Genomic DNA, 18,425 nt, shown 5'->3' on the forward strand with positions numbered 1-18,425 from the left:
ATCGCTTTTCATGATGGAGTCGCGGGGTCTAGCGTGCCAGACATGACTGCTCATCAATCCCACGGCGAACGACTCCTCAAGATCAACGGCGTCGAACTGTGCGTCGAGACTTTCGGCGACCCGGCCGCACCCGCCCTGCTGCTCATCGGCGGCGCCGAGGCGTCGATGGACTGGTGGGACGACCCGTTCTGCGAGCGCCTCGCCGCCGGAGGGCGGCACGTCATCCGGTACGACACCCGGGACACCGGCCGCTCCACGACCTTCCCGCCCGGCGAGCCGCCGTACGGAAGCGACGCCCTGCTCGCCGACGCCGTCGGCCTGCTCGACGGGCTCGGCATCGCGGCCGCCCACATCGTCGGCATGTCCATGGGCGGTGGCATCGCCCAGCACCTGGCCGTGCACCACCCCGACCGGGTCGATTCCCTGACGCTCATCGCCACCAGCCCGGGCGGGCCCGGCGGCCCGGACCACGCCGGCCTGCCGCCGATGAGCGAGGAGCTGGCGGAGCGGTTCGCCGAGGGCGGCGACGAGGCGCCCGACTGGTCCGACCGCGAGGCGGTCATCGCTTACTACACCGACGGCGAGCGCACGTTCGCGGGCACCATCCCCGTCGACGAGGAGCGCGTGCGCCGCGTCGTCGGCCGTGCCTGGGACCGCAGCCCGGCCCTGGCCTCGGCGCAGAACCACTGGCAACTCGACGGCGGCACGTCCGTCCGCACCCGGCTCGGCGAGATCACAGCGCCCACGCTGGTGCTGCACGGCACCGCGGACCCGCTGCTCCCGTACGGGCACGGCGAGGCACTGGCACGGGAGATCCCGGGAGCACGGCTCGTCCCGCTCAAGGGCATGGGGCACCAGATGCCGCCGCCGGAACTCTGGGACACCGCGATTCCGGAGATCCTCTCCGTCTCCGAGGACCAGTCGGCCACGTGACGACAGTGTTCGACTACTACTACGGCCCGGACGCCGAGCGCGCGCGTGCCTCGGTCCTCCCATTGTGGATGGCCGAGGACGTGGTCGCCGATCTGGACGGCCGGGGCATCGTCGGGACGGGACATCCCCCGAGCACGCATGAACAGGCAATTTTCCTTCAAAGTGGGCTTATTCGGCGGCGGGTGCCCGGCCTAGGCTGAGGGGGAGGGAACCGCGGCGCGTCCACCCCGCGCCGCTCCGCCCCGGCCCCGTCATCCGAGGGGGACAGCGATGGCCCAGCTCAAGGCGGCGATCTCCGACGCCGCGCTCGACGCCCTCCGGTCCGGCCTGACCGGACCCGTTCTCACCCCCGGCGGCCCCGGGTACGAGGACGCCCGCACGGTCTTCAACGGGATGATCGACCTGCACCCGAGCGTGATCGCCGAGTGCAGGACCGTGGACGACGTGCGCCGCTGCGTCGAGTGCGCCCGTGAGGAGGACCTGGAGCTCGCCGTACGCGGCGGGGGGCACAGCGTCGCGGGCATGGGGCTCACCGAGGGCGGACTGGTGATCGACCTGCGCCGCATGCACTCGGTGGCGGTGAACCCGGAGTCGATGGAGGTCCGGGTCGGCGGCGGCGCGCTCATGCGTGACCTGGACGCGACCGCCGCGAGGTTCGGGCTGGCCACCACGGGCGGCCGGGTCTCGACCACGGGCGTGGCCGGTCTCGCGCTCGGCGGAGGGTCGGGGTGGCTGGAGCGCAAGTTCGGTCTGGCCTGCGACAACCTTCTCAGCGTGGACCTGGTGACCGCCGAGGGCGACCGGGTGCGCGCGTCCGCCGGTGAGAACGCGGAGCTGTTCTGGGCCCTGCACGGCGGCGGCGGCAACTTCGGCGTCGCCACCGAGCTGACCTTCCGCCTGCACCCGCTGCCGCGGTTCGCGCTCGGCGTCCTCCTCTTCCACCCCGACACCGGTCCGGGCGTGGTCCGCGCGTGGCGGGACCTCATGGACGACGCGCCCGACGAACTCGGCGGCGCCGTGATCTACCTGGTCCCGACCCCGGAACCGTTCGTCCCCGACGAGCTGGTCGGCACGCTCATGTGCGCGGTCGTGCTGACCTGTGCGGGCGACGCGCGGATGCTGCGGGACCTGGCCGCTCCGGTCACCAGGATGGGGCCCGAGGCCGAACTCCTCACCGACATGCCCTACGCGGAGGCGCAGCGGGCGCTGGACGATCCGCCCGGATACCGCAACTACTGGTCGGTGGAGCACCTGGAGGCGTTGCCGGACGAGTTCGTCGACCGGTTCTGCTCCCGCGCGCACCAGATGGTGGTCCCCTCACCGACCCAGCACATCGTCTTCCCGCTCGGAGGAGCGGTGGACCGGTCGATGGCCGACTACCCGGTTCCCTGGCGTCACGCGAAGTGGAGCGTTCATCCGTTGGCGATGTGGGAGGACGCCGCGGACGACGCGCGCGCCCGCCAGTGGGTGCGCGACGTGCGCGAGGACACCAAGCCCTGGCGGACCGGGGACGTGTACCTGAACTTCGTCCCGGAGGAGGGGGCCGAACGCGTCGTCGCCGGGTACGGCGTGGACAACCACGAGCGCCTGGCCGAGGTCAAGCGGGACTTCGACCCGGACAACGTGTTCCGCCGCAACCACAACATCTGGCCCGCCCACACGGGATACCGGCCGCCGAGGCCCCGCCAGGCGTGAGGCCGTCACGCGCGGCCCCGCCTGCGACCGTGTGCGTTCCGGTCGCAGCGGGGTCGACCACGGGCGCGGGAGGCGGCCTCAGACCCGTTCGACGATGGTGACGTTGGCCTGACCGCCGCCCTCGCACATGGTCTGGAGGCCGTAGCGGCCGCCCGAGCGGTGCAGCTCGTTGACCAGCTTGGTCATGAGGACGGCGCCGGTCGCGCCCAGCGGGTGGCCCAGGGCGATCGCGCCGCCGTTGGGGTTCACCTTCGCGGGGTCCGCGCCCAGCTCCTCGATCCAGGACATCGGCACGGGGGCGAACGCCTCGTTGATCTCGGTGACGTCGATGTCGTCGATGGTCAGTCCGGCCCTGTCCAGCGCGATCCGGGTCGCGGGGATGGGCGCGGTGAGCATGTAGACCGGGTCGTCGCCGACCAGGGACAGCTGCACGATCCGGGCGAGCGGGGTCAGGCCGTGCTCGCGGACGGCGCGCTCGGAGGCGAGCAGGACCGCACCGGCCCCCACGGAGATCTGGCTGGCCACGGCGGCGGTGAGCTCCCAGCCCTCGCGCAGCGGCTTGAGGCCCGCCATCTTCTCCAGGGTGGTGTCGGGGCGCACGCCCTCGTCCCGCGTGACCCCGGCGAGGGGCGCGATCTGGTCGTCGAAGCGACCGTCCTCGATCGCCCGCGCCGCGCGCCGGTGGCTCTCCAGGGCGAAGCGCTCCAGCTCCTCGCGCTTGTAGCCCCACTTCTCGCACATGAGCTGGGCGCCCCGGAACTGGGAGATCTCCTGCGTCCCGTACCGCTCGACCCAGCCGTCGCCGTACAGGCCCAGACCGTTGTCGATGGCGAACTGGACGTTGGCGCCCATGGGAACCATGCCCATGTTCTCCACGCCGGAGGCCACCACCAGGTCCTGGGTACCGGACATCACGCCCTGGGCGGCGAAGTGCACGGCCTGCTGGGAGGAGCCGCACTGGCGGTCGATGGTGACGCCGGGGACGGACTCGGGGAACCCGGCGGACAGCCAGGCGGTGCGGGCCAGGTCGAGGGCCTGCGGTCCGGCCTGGGTCACGCAGCCCATGACGACGTCCTCGACCGCGGCCGGGTCCACGCCGGTGCGCGTGACGAGTTCCTTGAGCACGTGCGCTCCGAGGTCCGCGGGGTGCACGGCCGCGAGCGCGCCCTTCCTGGTGCCGACGGGGGTGCGGACGGCGCCGACGATGTATGCCTCGGCCACGGGGAACCTCCAGGGACGTGGGGACGACGGTTCTCAACCGAACTGTATTCGGTTTGGCGTCCGTGGCAAGCCCTCGCCCCGCCCTCTCCGTGTCGTGGCGGGTCGGGGGCCCGCTCCGGGGTCCTCCGGCTCGGGCCGCTCCCCGGACGTCCGCTCCGAGCCGCGTCGAGGCCCCGCGCACCGGATCACTCCGACCGCGCGCGCTCCATCAGGACGGCGGCGTCCTCCTCGTCGCCGAGGGTGTCGGCGGTCACACGCGCCAGCGCGGCCGCCACCTCGGGGTGCTCGCCCGGTTCGTAGTCGGCCAGGAGGGAGCGCAGCGCCGTGCGCTGGGCGTCGAACACCGCGCGTGCCGCCCCGACCCCGCTCCGGGTGAGCTCCCAGCGCGCACCCTCCGGCACCAGGTACCCGGCGTCCACCAACTCCCGGCGGATCCGTTCCCACCACTCACTGGAGACGCTGGCGATCCGCTCCACCTCGTCCTGACTCAGCGGCCCCATCGCCCCCAGATGGCTGAGCGCCCAGCACGCCTCGGCGGACACCCCCAACCCGGACGCCTCCCTGAGGCGTTCGTACATCCCGCGGGCGCCCTCCTTGCCGCGGTACCGGAACACCGCCTTCTCCACGACCGCGAGGGGGCCGCGACCGGCGCACACCACCGGCGAGACGGCCTCGTCCAGGTCCGGGGGCTCCACGGTGGTGCGCAGCGGGATCTGCCGGAGGAAGACCGCGAGGACGCACCCGACCAGCGCCACGGGCACCGCCCAGAGGAACACGGCGTCGATGGCGTCGGCGTAGGCCTCCAGGAACGAGGCCTGCGTCTCGGGCGAGAGCTCGCCCACGGTACGCGGGTCGCTCTCCAGCGCGGCGATGTCCACCCCGGGCGGCAGCTCGATCCGGTCGGCGCGCTCGGCGAGGTTGGCGGCCAACCGCCCGGCGAACACCGAGCCGAACACGGCGGTGCCGAAGGAGCCGCCGATCGACCGGAAGAACGTGACCGAGGAGGTGGCGACCCCCAGGTCCCGGTACTCGGCGCCGTTCTGCGCCGCCAGCATCACCACCTGCATCACCATCCCCAGCCCGAAGCCGAGGACGAAGAAGTAGACGCCCATGACCACGTCGGGGGTCTCGGGTCCCAGGGTCGAGAGCAGTGTCAGCCCCACCACCGTCACCGCCATGCCCGTCACCGGGAAGGCCTTGTAGCGGCCGGTGCGGGTGACCAGGCGGCCGCTGCCGATCGAGGTCAGGAACAGGCCCGCGACCATCGGCAGCAGGAACAGGCCCGAGGCCGTGGGCGACAGCCCGTGCGCGACCTGGAGGAACAGCGGCAGGAAGGCCATCGAGCCCATCATCGCGACGCCCACGCAGAAGCTGACGGCCATGGGGACCGCGATCACCGGGTCGCGGAACAGTCCGAGCGGCATGACCGGCTCCGCGGCGCGGCGGGCCGTCCACCACCAGGCGACGCCCAGGGCCACCCCGGCGACCACAAGACCGAGGATCACCGGCGACGTCCACGGGTACATCGATCCGCCCCAGGCGGCCACGAGTGTCAGGCACACGGCGGTGGCGGCGAGCAGCAGGATCCCCGCGTAGTCCACGCGCTCCCGGCCCTCCGGGCGACGGTGGGGCAGTACCGCGAGCACCAGGAGGAACGCCAGGATCCCCAGGGGCAGGTTGACGTAGAACACCCAGCGCCAGCTGAGGTGGTCGACGAACAGCCCGCCGAGAAGGGGGCCGGCGACGCTGGAGACGCCGAACACGGCGCCGAACAGCCCCTGGTACCTGCCGCGTTCCCTGGGCGAGACGACGTCGCCGATGATCGCCGCGGCCAGCACCATCAGCCCGCCCCCGCCGACGCCCTGGAAGCCCCGGAAGAGGATGAGTTGGAGCATGTCCTGCGCCGTCCCGCACAGGGCGGAGCCGACGACGAAGACCGAGATGCAGGCGAGGAAGAGCTTCTTACGGCCGAACTGGTCACCGAGTTTGCCCCACAGCGGGGTGCTGGCGGTGACGGCGAGGAGGTAGGCGGTGATCACCCAGGACAGGTGGTTGAGCCCGCCCAGGTCGGACACGATCGTCGGCAGCGCCGTCGCCACGATGGTCTGGTCCAGGGCCGCGAGCAACACGCCCAGCATCAGCGCCGTCATGATGGCCGCGATCCGCACGCCCCGCCGCTCCCGCCGGTCCGCCCCGCTCCCCGTCATCGGCACTCCCCCGCACCGGCCGCGCCCGTCGGCGACGGCCCACTACGGCCACCGTAGGGAGCGGTCCCGGAATCCTCCCCCGTGGCCGCCCGCGCGCCCCGGGATCTTTGCCCGCCCTTGCCCGCCCCCTTCAAAACCGAATCCGACTCGGTTACCGTGTGAGCGCACGCGTCCGCCGACACCCTCGGAGCAGCACATGAAGCGGGAACTCTTCGACTCCGACCACGACCTCTTCCGCGAGAGCGTGAGGGAGTTCCTCACACGCGAGGTGGTCCCCTTCCACGACACGTGGGAGAAGGACGGCATCGTCCCACGCGAGGTGTGGAGGCGGGCGGGCGAGGTCGGCCTCCTCGGCCACGGCGTGCCCGAGGAGTACGGCGGCACCGGGCTCCACGACTACCGGTACAACACGGTCGTCAACGAGGAGATCTGCCACGCCCACGCCAGCGGCCTGGGCATCACCCTCCAGAACGACGTCATGGCCCCGTACATGGTCGGGCTGACCACCGACGAGCAGAAGCGGCGGTGGCTGGCGGGGTTCGCCAGCGGCGAGGTGATCACGGCGATCGCGATGACCGAGCCCGGCACCGGCAGCGACCTCCAGGGCATCCGGACCTCGGCGGTGCGGGACGGCGACGAGTACGTCGTCAACGGCCAGAAGACCTTCATCACCAACGGGATCAACGCCGACGTGGTGATCGTGGTCTGCCAGACCGACCCCGACGCGGGCGCGCAGGGTTTCTCGCTCATCGCCGTGGAGCGCGGCGCCCCCGGCTTCGAGCGCGGGCGCAACCTGGACAAGGTCGGGATGAAGGCGCAGGACACCGCCGAGCTGTTCTTCTCCGACGTGCGCGTGCCGGTCGCCAACCTCGTCGGCGTGGAGAACCAGGGATTCATCCACCTGATGGAGAACCTGCCGCAGGAGCGGCTGTCCATCGCCACCTGCGCGGTGGCCTCCGCCGACGCGATGCTCCGGCACACCGTCGAGTACTGCCGGGAGCGCACCGCCTTCGGCCGCCCGATCGGGCGGTTCCAGAACTCGCGTTTCGTCCTGGCCGAGATGGCCACCGAGGTGGACATGGCCCGCGTCTACGTCGACCGGGGAGTCGAGCTGCTCAACCGGGGTGAGCTCACCGTCGAGGACGCCGCCATGGCCAAGTGGTGGACCACCGAGATGTGCAACCGGGTGATGGACCGCTGCCTCCAGCTTCACGGCGGCTACGGGTACATGATGGAATATCCGGTGGCGAGGGCCTGGCAGGACGCCCGCGTGCAGACGATCTTCGGTGGCACCACCGAGATCATGAAGGAGATCGTGGGGCGCGGCCTGGGCCTGTGACACAGCCCCCGTTCGGGAAGGGTCGGATCGGTCATGAGCGGTGCGTGGGACGGCCTCATCGTCATGGGCCTGCTGGTCGTGCTGCTCGTGATCGGCGTGCGCAAGCTCCGGCCCAAGGTGCACATCCCGTGGACGACCGGCGGGATCGTGGTCTTCTTCGTGTTCCTGTGCCTGCTGCTGTGGGCGTGGTCCTGGCGCTGAGAGCCGTCGGGGGCGCGCGTCACGCCGCACGCCGGTCGACGCGCTCCGTCCCGGCACGGGGCCCGGAGGGGATCTCCCGTGCCGTGCCGCGGAACGGTCAGGCGGACCCCTCCGCCGACGCCGCCTCCGACCGGTCGCCGTCGGTCCGCTCGTCGTGGTCCTCGCCGTGCATCGGCATCTCGAACCACACCGCCTTGCCGTCCGGGGTGGGCCGGGAGCCCCAGCGCGTGGCCAGCTGTTCGACGAGGTAGAGACCGCGGCCGCCCTCGTCGTCCGCGGCGGCGCTGCGGATGCGCGGCAGCCGGAGGTCGTGGTCGAAGACCTCCACCCACACGGCGGACGCGCCGCGGCGCAGCCGGAGGAGGAACTCCTTCTCGGCCTGCTCCTCGTCCGACTCGTCGGTGGAGGCCGCCTCCTCCAACAGGTCGGTCCAGTCCTCGTCGAACTCGTCGACCGAGCCGCCGGCGTCGAAGGGGGTCTCGGAGTCCAGCACGCCGTTGCCGGTGAACTCGCGGTGCACGGGGTGCGGGGTGGCGTGGATGACGACGTTGGTGACGATCTCCGAGACCAGCAGGCACGCCAGCTCCGCCTGGTCGCGGTCCACCCCCCACTCCTCGAACGTGTTGGCGGCCAGGTGGCGCGCCTCGCCCACGGTGGAGGCCTCGGATCTGAACCAGCCCTCGCACAGCGCGAGCTCGTCGGAGTGGGTGCGCACGACCAGCAGCGCGGTGTCGTCGTCCATCTCGCCGGGGACGCTGTGCACCGCCGCCTCGGCGATCTGCTCCACGTCCTTGTCGGCGACCTCGGTGACGCGCTCGGCCAGGCGGAGCAGCGCCCCCTCCGGATCCGGTCGGCCGCCCGCCGGCCGCCGGTCCACGAGACCGTCGGTGTACAGGACCAGGGTGACGCCGATCGGCAGCCGCAGGTTGGCCTGGTGGTAGACGACGTCCTCGCCCGCGCCGCCGCGCGCGCGGACGCCCAGCATGCGGTCGGTGACCTCCAGGTCGAGCGTCTCGACCGCGTCCGAGCTGACCAGGAGCGGCGAGGCGTGCCCGGCGTTGGCGTAGGACAGCTCGCGCGACCAGGCGTCGTAGACCATGTAGAGGCAGCTCACGCTGGGGATCCAGGTGCCGCCGTCGCCGTCGGGCTGCCCGAGCTGGCGGACCCACTCGTCGAGTTCGCGGAGGATGTCGGCGGGCTCGCGGTCGGCCTGGGCGAACGCGCGCAGGGCGGCGCGCAGCTGGCCCATGACGGCGGCCGCGTGCGGTCCGCGTCCCTCGACGTCGCCGACGACCAGGCCCACGCGTCCGGCGGACAGCGGGATGGCGTCGTAGAAGTCGCCGCCGACCTGGGTCTGCACCCCGTAGCCGTGCGCCTGGATGGGACCGGCGGGCAGGTAGCGGTGCGCGATCGTCAGGCCGTCCAGCTGCGGGAAGGTGCTCGGCAGCAGGCTGTTCTGGAAGGCGAGCGCCGTGGTGCGCTCCTCCTCGAACAGGCGGGCGTTGTCGATGGCCAGGGCCACGCGCGAGGCGATCGCGCCGACCAGGTCGCGGTCGAAGCCTCCGTAGGTGCTCTTCTGCCGGGGGGAGAGCCCGGACAGGGCGAGGGTGAGCACGCCGAGCACCTCGCCCCGGGCGCGCAGGGGCGCGGCGATCGCGGAGGTGACGCCGACCTGGCGGGAGACGTGGTCGGAGCGGTCGGTGGGCGAGTGGTCGAAGAGGTAGTCGCTGCTGACCACGGTCTCCAGGCGGCGCAGCGCCTGGGTGACGAAGTGGCGTTCGGGGTAGCGGACCTCGTCGCCGACCTCGAACCAGGTGCGCGCGGGCGGGCTCCATCCCTCGGCGTGCACCGAGACCTGCCGGACCAGTCGGTCGTGGTCGTAGAGGTCGATGAAGCAGTGGTCGGCGAACTGCGGGACGAGGATGCCCGCCACGCCCCTGACCGTGGACTCGAACTCCAGCGAGCTGGCCAGGCGGCTGCTGATGCGCTCCAGCAGACCGTACTGCTCCTCCACCCGACCGCCGCGCAGGGCCTCGCGCGCGATCAGGGTGATGCCGTCGATCTCGCCTTCCTCGTTGCGCAGGGGGACCGCCTGGGCGCGCACGTGGATCCAGTTGGCGTCGCCCTTGAGCACCGCGAAGGTGCCCTCCCAGGGCTCGCCGCGCAGGACGCGGCGGGCCAGCTGGGAGGCGTGTTCGCGGTCGGACTCGTGGATGCCGATGTCGAGCAGGGAGAGCCCCACGTAGTCGCGGCCGTCGACGAAGCCGAAGAGCTCGCGGGCGAAGGGGTTCCAGTACCTGAGCAGGCTGAACCGGTCGATGACGACGATGGCGATCTGCGCCTGGTCCACGACGGCGGCCGTGGCGAGCGCGTCGCTCTCTCGGAAGGGCTCACCCCACCGTGTCATCTAGCCGCCACCTCGCCGTCATGAGCTGCGCACATGCCCGCTCCCGGTACCCCGAACGACCGACCTTGGGGCGAGCGTAGCAACACCGTCAACGTTCCCGCAGCGCATTGAGACAATCCCGATGTGCCACCCGTCCACCGAACGGTTCACGGTTTGGCGACGAAGATGTGCCCGGCGACATCCGCCGGCAGGTCGGCGGATCCGGCCTCGCCGCCCGTCACGCGCACCCCGTCGTCCGTGGACCGCAGGACCACTTCCTGATCCGGTCGTACCCCGGATTTGCGGAGCGTGAGCATGATGTCGGCGTCGGACTGCAACTGCTCGCTGATGCGCCGGACGGTGACGGTGGTGTCGCTGTTCCCCGCGACCTCGACCATGGGGACGATCGAGTCGTCGGTGAACGGCTCCGGCGCGTAGTCCTCCAGGCCCAGCTCGTCCAGGGCGGGGATGGGGTTGCCGTGCGGGCACACCGAGGGGGCGTTGAGCAGGGTGACGAGCCGCTGCTCCACCGCCTCGGAGATGACGTGCTCCCAGCGGCAGGCCTCGATGTGGACGTCCTCCCAGGGGAGGCCGATGACGTCGACGAGCAGCCGCTCGGCGAGCCGGTGCTTGCGCATGACGTGGGTGGCCAGGCGGCGGCCCTCCGCCGTCATGACCAGGTGACGGTCGTTCTCGACGCGCAGCAGACCGTCGCGCTCCATGCGGGCCACGGTCTGGCTCACGGTGGGGCCGCTCTGGTGCAGGCGCTCGGCGATCCGCGCCCGAAGCGGGACGATCCCCTCCTCCTCGAGCTCGAAGACCGTCCGGAGGTACATCTCCGTGGTGTCGATCAGCCCGTGTGCGGTCAAGTCTCCCCTCCCAAGGCTCTGTGCCCGTCGCGCGGTCACGGCGGGCACGGCAGGTCTCTCACAACACAGGCCGGGGGTACGTGATTCCCAGAGGCCGAGTGGGGACCGGGACGTCCGCAGGACCGCGGGAGCGACCACCGATACCGCAAGCATATCGCGACGGTGACGACGCGAACTTCTGGTCTCACAGCGCGGACGCGTCGCCCTCGTCGGAGGTTCGGTCGGAACCCGGCTCCTGGAGGGCGGTCCGCACCCCCTGCGCCGCGGACCCCGCCGGTCGGGGGGCACGGGTACCGCTGGTGGGGGGTTGGGTGTCCTGGGGCTCAGACGCGACCCCGGCTCGACCCACGATATACCGAACGGGCGTACGAAGTGCCCTCGCGGGGGCGTGTCGGGGAGATCCGGGCGGGCGGGAGACGACACGCGGCTGGTCAGGGGGCCAGACGCTCGACCCGCCAGCCGCCGTTCCCGTCGGGCGTGTAGACGAACCGGTCGTGCATGCGGTCGGCGCCGCCCTGCCAGAACTCCACCTCCTCGGGGACCAGTCGGTAGCCGCCCCAGTAGGCCGGTCGGGGGATCTCCTCCTCGGCGGTCCACACGTCGTCGAACTCCCGGTAGAGGCGGTCGAGCTCGGCGCGGTCGGTCACCGGCTGGGACTGGCGCTCGCTCGCCCAGGCGCCGATCTGGGATCCGCGCGGCCGGGACGCGAAGTAGCGGTCGTTCTCGGCGTCCGACAGGCGGGTGACGCGGCCGGCGAAGAGGACCTGGCGGCGGATGGCGTGCCAGGGGAAGACGACGCTGGCGCGCGGATCGGCGTCCAGGGCCTGCCCCTTGCGGGAGGTGTAGTTGGTGAAGAAGCGCAGCCCCCGGCGGTCGTAGCCCTTCATCAGGACGGTCCGCGCGCGCGGCATGCCCGTGGGTTCGACTGAGGCGAGCACCATGGCGTTGGGCTCGGCCAGGTCGGAGGCGTAGGCCTCGTCGAACCACAGGTGGAACTGCGTCATGGGGTGGTCGGCCAGGTCGGCCCGGTGCAGGGGTTCACCCATGTACGGTTTCCGCAGTTCGGCAGGGTTTCGGTGGTCCACGAGGGGCATCCTCTCGCGCCGCGCGCCGATCGCGCCACCCGCCCCACCCAGCGACGCGTCGACCCGGCCCGCCGATCCGCCCGGCGACGTGTGACTCCCCGTGCGCCCGTCACGGATGTTCACGCCGCCAACACGTGCCCTGACCGGCCGTGTCGAGGGCCTCACCACTACCCTGGTGACCGTGACCGACGACATTCAGATTCCCGCGAACCTGCTGCCCTCCGACGGCCGCTTCGGCAGCGGCCCGTCCAAAGTCCGCCCGGAGCAGCTGGAGGCGCTGGCCTCCTCCGGCACCCGCTACATGGGCACCTCCCACCGCCAGAAGCCGGTGAAGTCCCTGGTGTCCCGGGTGCGCTCGGGTGTGAGCGAGCTCTTCTCCCTCCCCGAGGGCTACGAGGTCGTGCTCGGCAACGGCGGCACGACCGCCTTCTGGGACATCGCGGCGCACGGTCTGCTGCGCTCGAGGTCGCAGCACCTGGCGTTCGGTGAGTTCTCCAGCAAGTTCGCGAAGGTCGCCCAGGGCGCTCCGTGGCTGGAGGAGCCCTCCGTCATCAGCACCGACCCGGGCAGCCACGGCGAGCCCGTCGCCGAGGCCGGTGTGGACGTGTACGCGCTCACGCACAACGAGACCTCCACGGGCGTCGCCGCCCCGATCAGGCGGGTGGCGGGCGCCGACGACGACGCGCTCGTGCTCGTGGACGCCACCAGCGGCGCCGGGGGCCTGCCGGTCGACATCGCCGAGACGGACGTGTACTACTTCGCGCCGCAGAAGAGCTTCGCGGCCGACGGCGGCCTGTGGATCGCGGTCATGTCGCCCAGAGCGCTGGCGCGCGTGGAGGAGATCGCGGCGGGCGGCCGCTACGTCCCGGAGTTCTTCTCGCTGACCACGGCGGTGGCCAACTCCCGCAAGGACCAGACCTACAACACCCCGGCCGTGGCCACGCTGCTGCTGCTCGCCGAGCAGCTGGAGTGGATGAACGCGCAGGGCGGCCTGGAGTGGACGGTGGCGCGCACGGCCGAGTCGTCGTCGATCCTCTACAACTGGGCCGAGAAGTCCCCGGTCGCCACGCCCTTCGTCACCGACCCGGCCAAGCGGTCTCAGGTGGTCGGCACGATCGACTTCAGCGACGACGTGGACGCGGCGGCGGTCGCGAAGGTGCTGCGCGCCAACGGCGTCGTGGACACCGAGCCGTACCGCAAGCTCGGCCGCAACCAGCTCCGGGTCGCCATGTTCCCGGCGGTGGAGCCCGGCGACGTCCAGGCGCTCACCGAGTGCGTGGACTTCGTGCTGTCCCGGCTCTCCTGAGGGAACCCGGGTGGGGACGGGGCCGGTCCGCGGTGCGCGGGTCGGCCCCTCCGTGTATCGGGAGGCCTCGGGCGCGGTCCGGTGGCGGCCTCGGGGAGAATGGATCCTCCGACCCCCCACGGGTCGGCCGTGATCCCCCCGAGGACTCTGTCGTCTACTCCGCTTCTCAGGACGGTTCGGCTGTGCGCAGGAACAAGAAGGAACTCCCGATCAAGATCATCTCCCACCGGGGGGCGTCGGGCCACCGCCCGGAGCACACCCTGGCCTCCTACGAGCTGGGGGCGCGGTACGGGGGCGACTTCATCGAGATGGACCTGGTCGCCACGAAGGACGGGAAGCTGATCTGCCGCCACGAGCAGGAGATCGGCCAGACCACCGACGTGGCCGAGCACCCGGAGTTCGCCGACCGGCGCACGAAGCGCACGATCGACGGGCACGAGGTCGAGGGGTTCTTCGCCCAGGACTTCACCCTGGCCGAGATCAAGACCCTGCGCGCGGTGGAGCGGCTCCAGGACGTGCGCGCGATGAACGCGCTGATGGACGGGGCCTACGAGATCCCGACCCTGGACGAGGTCATCGAGCTCGCGTTCACGCTCACCAAGGAGCTGGGGCGGCCGATCGGGATCTACCCGGAGACCAAGCACCCCGCCTACCACGTGTCCCAGGGGTTGGAGCTGGAGCCGACCCTGATCGCGACTCTCCGCGAGGCCGGGCTGACCGGTCCGGAGCCGAAGGTCCCGGTGTTCCTCCAGTCCTTCGAGGCGGAGAGCCTGCGCAAGCTCGCCGAGACGGAACTCCCCCTCGTCTACCTCATGGGCACCGAGGAGCACTGGCTGCACTACACCACCCCGGACGGCCTGGCGGAGGTCGCCGCCTTCGCGCACGCCATCGGCCCGCACAAGAGCCTGGTGATCCCGACCACGGAGGACGGCGGGCTGGGCGAGCCCACGGACCTCGTCGAGAACGCGCACGAGGCGGGGCTCCTGGTGCACCCCTACACGTTCCGCAGCGAGAACCACTTCCTGCCCGAGCAGCTGCGCTCGGACGGCGAGCCGGGCGACTACGGGGGCTTCGCCGCCGAGTACGAGGCGTTCTTCGAGGTCGGCGTGGACGGGGTGTTCACCGACTTCTCCCGCCACGCCTTCCTCGTCCGCGAGCACTTCCTCACGCCCGAGGGGTAGCCGCCGGTGTCACTGGACGTCGAACTCGTTGCCCTCGGGGTCGAGCATGGTGACGTGCGAGGCCCCGGGCTCCTCGACCGTGCGCACGACCGTCGCGCCGAGCGCCTCCAGGGCCTTCACCGTCCCGGCGCGCCGGTCGTGGCCCACGCGCAGGTCGAGGTGGAGGCGGTTCTTCACCGTCTTGCCCTCGGGCACCCGCTGGAAGAGCAGACGTCGGCCCAGGCCGATCCCGGTGTCCTCCTGCACGGGGTCGTCCGGGTGGCGGATCGCGGCGACGGTGACGAACGCCCTGCGCCCGGCCACGACGGTGTAGTCGTCCTCCCCGACCAGCCCCTGGTCCACCAGGCGCCCGATGAGGGCGTCGTTGTCCTCGGGCTCGTACTCCAGCGCCGTCGCCCAGAACCGGGAGAGCGAGAGCGGTTCGGCGCAGTCCACGACGAGCTGGACATTCACGGCCATCGGTGATCCCCCCAACCTCCGGAGGCCGAACGCCCCCGGTGATTCCAGTTATACTAGTTACATGAAGACGAGCGCAACGGGCGTGCCGATGCACCCGCCGGACGGGGCGAGCTACCTGTTCGACCCGGGGGCGCTGTGCCTGGAACTGCTGACCACGGGCGGCCCCGGCGAACTGGCCCGTTGGGAGGTCCTGCACACGCCCGACGACCTGGCCGCGTGGACGCGGGTGTCGCGGCTGCGCCTGGAGGACGTGCGGGTGTCAGAGGCGCACGTGACCGACGCCCGCCGCCTGCGCGACGCCATCCTGCGCGTGACGCGCGCGGCGGCCCAGGGCCGTGCGTTCCCCCCGGAGGACGTCGCCGAGATCAACCGGTGCGCGGCGGAGCCGCCGCTGGCGCCGGTGATGACCCCTGATCGAACCTCGTCCTGGGCCGTGCCCGCCGACGGATCACGGGTGCTGTCCACCGTGGCGCGCGACGCCGTCGACCTGTTCACGGGACCCCACGTCGACCGCGTGCGCGAGTGCGCGGCGCACGACTGCCTGCTGCTCTTCGTCGACACCTCGCGCCCCGGAAGGCGGCGGTGGTGCTCGATGGACCGCTGCGGGAACCGCGCGAAGGTGAGGGCGCTGCGCGCCCGCCGGGAGAGCCGGGAGTGAGGAGCCCATGGGAGAGGTCGGACTGACCCGGGACGCCGGGTACCAGATCGGCGTGTCGCGGACCCCGCCGCTGCCAGCCGAGGAGGTCTGGCGGTTCATGACGAGCGGGCGGAGCGCCGCGAGCACTGGAAACGGGTCATGGCCGCGGCGGAGGCGGCGCTCCCGCCCGACGAAGCCGGGTAACGGAACGCCCCGCTCCGGGCAGCGTGTGAGAACTCGTGGAACGGGTGGCGACACCCGAGGACCTACCGCTACCCCCGGCGGGCGAGCAGCACGATCCCGCCGATGACCAGCGCGGCGACCACGACCCCGCCCAGGATGAACGGCAGCGCCCCTCCCCCTCCACTGTCCGCCTCGGCGTCGGCCTCGCTCTCCTGCGTCGGCTCCGGTTCCGCCTCGGTCGGCTCGCCGGACAGGTACCGCTCCTCCAGCGGCACCCGCCACACGGGGGCGTTGACCCCCTCCGTCCCGGCCATGAGCGCGGTCCCGTCGGGGGTGAAGGCGATCGACTCCCCCTGGTCGGACTCGGGCAGCTCCAACGATCCCAGGGAGGCGCCCGGCACGCCCTCGGTGGCGTCGTAGACGTTGGCCCCCCAGTAGGTGCGGATCACGTACCGGCTGCCGTCGGGCGCGAAGGCCGCGTCGGTGGCGAACAGCGGGGCCGAGTCGATCCGCTCCAGGGTGTTCACGCCCGCCGGGTCGAGCTCCTCGGGCGCCGCGTACACGCCGCCGGAGAACTCCTTGGACACCACGTACAGACGGCCGTCGCGGGGGTCGACCATCATCGACTCCGCGTCGCGCCCGCCGTCGGCGTAGGTCAGGGTGATCTCCTCGGGCTCGACCGTGGCGTCGGCGAGGGTCGCGGGCTCGGGGAAGCGGAGGACGCTGACGTTCGGCCAGCTCCCGCCGAAGTTGTCGCCGATGTCGCCCACGAGGACCGCGGGCGCCCCGTCCGCGCCTTCGGTGACGGTGATCGCCTCCCAGTCGCGCAGCTGGACGGCGAGGGTGATCGTCGCGAGCGTCTCGCCCTCCTCGTTCACCGCGTACACCTCGGGCGCGATGGGACCGCTGTCGTTGTGCGTCCACCACACGCCCTCGTGCAGCTGGGACGGGGCGATGCCGCTGGACTCGGCGATGCCCGGGTCCTGGAGGGTGAACGCGGTCTCCGACCCCTCCGGACCCTCGCCTCCGCGCGGGTAGTCCAGGCCGCCGGTGCCGTCGTCGCCCGGTTCGGTCGTCGAGGCGGAGGCCGGGACGGCGGAGGCCGCGACGAGGAGGGCGGCCACGGCGAGTGCGAGCGGTCGTGTCATGGTCGCCATCCTGCCAGGGCGATCCGGCCCCGGTGCTTGCACCCGCTGGGGAGCGGGCACATTCGGCATACGGAGCGCCGTGAGGAGACCCACATGAGGATCGTCGCCTGTCTCAACGGGGACCGCCGTCCCGGTGCGCATCCCGCCCTGCCCGTGTCCGTGGACCAGCTCGTCACGGACGCGCACGCCGTGGTCGAGGCGGGCGCCACCGCGATCCACGTGCACCCGCGCGACTCAGGTGGCGCCGAGTCGCTCGAACCGCAGGTGGTCGCGCCCCTGATGGAGCGGCTGCGCGCCGACGGGCCCGAGGTGCCCGTGTCGCTCACCACCTCCCTGTCCGCCGAGTCCGACCCCTGGCGCCGGTACGACCTGGTGCAGAGATGGGCCTCGTCCGCGTTACCCGACTCGGTGACGGTGAACCTGCACGAGGCGGGATCCGTCGATCTCGTGCACCTGTTGGACGACCGCCGGGTGGCGGTGGAGGCCGGGGTGTGGACGGTGGAGGCGGCGCGCATCCTGGTCGCGACGAGGATCCCGGTGGCGGCGGTCCTGGTCGAACCCACCCAGGTCACGGTGGCGGACGCGCGCGCGAACGCCGACGCGGTGATCTCGCTCCTGGACCGGGCCCGGGTGACGACGCCCCGGATGCTGCACGGTTCGGACGCGACCGCCTGGCCGATGCTGGAGGAGGCGGTCGAGGCCGGCTACGACGTGCGGATCGGGCTGGAGGACACGATGCGGCTGCCCGACGGCACGGAGGCCCACGACAACGCCGCGCTGGTGGCGCACGCGGTGGAGCTGGTCTCCGCGAAGGCATGAGCGCCGACCCTCCGGACCCCGGTCAGGTGAGGAGCGACCCCAGCACCACGATGAGCATGATCGAACCGAGCACCACGGGCAGCAGCCAGCGCTGCTTGCGGTTGTTGGTGAGCATGCTCATGGCGTGTCCAGCTCCGGTGGTCGCTCCGAATCGGCTTCCCAGCCTAACGCCCAGGTCTGGACGGTTCGGTAGCGGTCGGCCGAACCGGGACGGCTCTCGATGAGGTGCACGTCGCGGGCCTGCCAGCGGTCCCCCCGCAGGTCTCCGAGGGCCTCGACGACCTCTCCGAGGTCGCTGGGCGGACGGCTTCGGGCGACCGTGACATGCGGCACGTAGGGTCTGCGTTCCACGGAGATCCTCGCGGCTCGCGCCGCCGAACGCATGCCGTGGGCGAGAGCGTCCAGGGCCTCGGTGTCCCCGCTCACGCCCGCCCACAGGACGGACGAACGCCGTCCCCTCGGCGGGAAGCGGCCCCAGCCCTCGATGGCGAGGGACAGCGCCCGCTGGGTGCGCGCCCTCTCCCCGATCGCGGCCGTGAGCACCGGCAGACGGTCCTCCTCCACCTCTCCCAGGAACACGAGGGTGATGTGCCAGGCGTCGGTCCCGGTCCAGCGCACGGGACGCCCGAACCCGCGCCCCCGGTCGACGGCCTCGGCCAGAGCCTCCAGGGTCTCGGTCGGAGGGTTGAGCGCGACGAAGAGTCTCATACCGTCCTCGTTCCCCGAACGGGCGTGCCGTGATCCGACGGCCGCTCC

At 72.0% G+C, this 18,425-nt stretch carries 17 protein-coding genes; 9 read left to right on the forward strand and 8 right to left on the reverse strand.

The genetic code is table 11. The annotated features are described in order from the left end of the window. Positions 1 to 42 precede the first annotated feature (42 nt). From AB0I72_RS02515 to AB0I72_RS02525, 3 genes are all read left to right on the forward strand, one after another. Positions 43 to 933, forward strand: a complete 891-nt coding sequence (locus AB0I72_RS02515; RefSeq protein WP_358562000.1) for an alpha/beta fold hydrolase — start codon at positions 43 to 45, stop codon at positions 931 to 933. Beyond that, a complete protein-coding gene (locus AB0I72_RS02520) occupies positions 930 to 1,133 on the forward strand; it encodes a hypothetical protein (protein ID WP_358562003.1) in 204 nt (67 codons plus the stop codon). Before AB0I72_RS02515 ends, AB0I72_RS02520 begins: the two co-directional genes overlap by 4 nt. Before the next feature lie 70 nt (positions 1,134 to 1,203). Then, complete coding sequence (locus AB0I72_RS02525) at positions 1,204 to 2,628, forward strand: FAD-binding oxidoreductase (protein ID WP_358562006.1); 1,425 nt, start codon at positions 1,204 to 1,206, stop codon at positions 2,626 to 2,628. A 78-nt stretch (positions 2,629 to 2,706) separates the two neighbouring features. Here AB0I72_RS02525 and AB0I72_RS02530 read toward each other — a convergent pair whose 3' ends face one another. Continuing rightward, positions 2,707 to 3,849: an acetyl-CoA C-acetyltransferase gene (locus AB0I72_RS02530; RefSeq protein ID WP_358562009.1), complete on the reverse strand. Its 1,143-nt coding sequence runs from the start codon at positions 3,847 to 3,849 to the stop codon at positions 2,707 to 2,709. Positions 3,850 to 4,034: 185 nt separating this feature from the next. Continuing rightward, entirely contained in the window at positions 4,035 to 6,056 is a 2,022-nt protein-coding gene (locus AB0I72_RS02535) for an MDR family MFS transporter (protein ID WP_358562012.1), read from the reverse strand. Positions 6,057 to 6,252: 196 nt separating this feature from the next. On the opposite strand from AB0I72_RS02535, the gene AB0I72_RS02540 reads away from it, so the two are divergent. Next, positions 6,253 to 7,395: an acyl-CoA dehydrogenase family protein gene (locus AB0I72_RS02540; RefSeq protein WP_358562015.1), complete on the forward strand. Its 1,143-nt coding sequence runs from the start codon at positions 6,253 to 6,255 to the stop codon at positions 7,393 to 7,395. A 33-nt stretch (positions 7,396 to 7,428) separates the two neighbouring features. After that, complete coding sequence (locus tag AB0I72_RS02545; RefSeq protein WP_358562018.1) at positions 7,429 to 7,596, forward strand: hypothetical protein; 168 nt, start codon at positions 7,429 to 7,431, stop codon at positions 7,594 to 7,596. Positions 7,597 to 7,693: 97 nt separating this feature from the next. Here the strand turns inward: AB0I72_RS02545 and AB0I72_RS02550 are convergent, their stop codons facing one another. The 3 genes from AB0I72_RS02550 to pdxH form a co-directional block, all read right to left on the reverse strand. Continuing rightward, the gene (locus AB0I72_RS02550; RefSeq protein ID WP_358562021.1) at positions 7,694 to 10,003 is read right to left on the reverse strand and encodes a SpoIIE family protein phosphatase; all 2,310 of its coding nucleotides are present in this window, start codon (positions 10,001 to 10,003) and stop codon (positions 7,694 to 7,696) included. A 146-nt stretch (positions 10,004 to 10,149) separates the two neighbouring features. Next, positions 10,150 to 10,851, reverse strand: coding sequence for a metal-dependent transcriptional regulator (locus AB0I72_RS02555; RefSeq protein WP_358562024.1), 702 nt, complete (start codon positions 10,849 to 10,851; stop codon positions 10,150 to 10,152). Between the two features lie 431 nt (positions 10,852 to 11,282). Beyond that, the gene (gene pdxH, locus AB0I72_RS02560; protein ID WP_358562027.1) at positions 11,283 to 11,936 is read right to left on the reverse strand and encodes a pyridoxamine 5'-phosphate oxidase; all 654 of its coding nucleotides are present in this window, start codon (positions 11,934 to 11,936) and stop codon (positions 11,283 to 11,285) included. A 175-nt stretch (positions 11,937 to 12,111) separates the two neighbouring features. On the opposite strand from pdxH, the gene serC reads away from it, so the two are divergent. Together serC and AB0I72_RS02570 are read left to right on the forward strand one after the other, a co-directional pair. Next, entirely contained in the window at positions 12,112 to 13,242 is a 1,131-nt protein-coding gene (serC, locus tag AB0I72_RS02565) for a phosphoserine transaminase (protein WP_358562030.1), read from the forward strand. Between the two features lie 182 nt (positions 13,243 to 13,424). Beyond that, complete coding sequence (locus tag AB0I72_RS02570) at positions 13,425 to 14,423, forward strand: glycerophosphodiester phosphodiesterase family protein (RefSeq protein ID WP_358562033.1); 999 nt, start codon at positions 13,425 to 13,427, stop codon at positions 14,421 to 14,423. A gap of 9 nt (positions 14,424 to 14,432) precedes the next feature. Here AB0I72_RS02570 and AB0I72_RS02575 read toward each other — a convergent pair whose 3' ends face one another. Further along, a complete protein-coding gene (locus AB0I72_RS02575) occupies positions 14,433 to 14,882 on the reverse strand; it encodes a VOC family protein (protein ID WP_358562036.1) in 450 nt (149 codons plus the stop codon). Between the two features lie 61 nt (positions 14,883 to 14,943). On the opposite strand from AB0I72_RS02575, the gene AB0I72_RS02580 reads away from it, so the two are divergent. Next, positions 14,944 to 15,540, forward strand: coding sequence for a CGNR zinc finger domain-containing protein (locus tag AB0I72_RS02580; protein WP_358562039.1), 597 nt, complete (start codon positions 14,944 to 14,946; stop codon positions 15,538 to 15,540). Positions 15,541 to 15,791: 251 nt separating this feature from the next. Here the strand turns inward: AB0I72_RS02580 and AB0I72_RS02585 are convergent, their stop codons facing one another. Then, the gene (locus AB0I72_RS02585; RefSeq protein WP_358562042.1) at positions 15,792 to 16,850 is read right to left on the reverse strand and encodes a hypothetical protein; all 1,059 of its coding nucleotides are present in this window, start codon (positions 16,848 to 16,850) and stop codon (positions 15,792 to 15,794) included. 93 nt (positions 16,851 to 16,943) lie between these two features. Here AB0I72_RS02585 and AB0I72_RS02590 point away from each other — a divergent pair, with 93 nt between their 5' ends. Further along, a complete protein-coding gene (locus AB0I72_RS02590) occupies positions 16,944 to 17,669 on the forward strand; it encodes a 3-keto-5-aminohexanoate cleavage protein (RefSeq protein WP_358562045.1) in 726 nt (241 codons plus the stop codon). A 117-nt stretch (positions 17,670 to 17,786) separates the two neighbouring features. Here the strand turns inward: AB0I72_RS02590 and thpR are convergent, their stop codons facing one another. Beyond that, positions 17,787 to 18,377, reverse strand: a complete 591-nt coding sequence (gene thpR, locus AB0I72_RS02595) for an RNA 2',3'-cyclic phosphodiesterase (protein WP_358562048.1) — start codon at positions 18,375 to 18,377, stop codon at positions 17,787 to 17,789. Positions 18,378 to 18,425: the final 48 nt, after the last annotated feature.

Origin of the sequence: Nocardiopsis sp. NPDC049922, from assembly GCF_040660275.1 — a bacterium.
GTDB lineage: Bacteria > Actinomycetota > Actinomycetes > Streptosporangiales > Streptosporangiaceae > Nocardiopsis.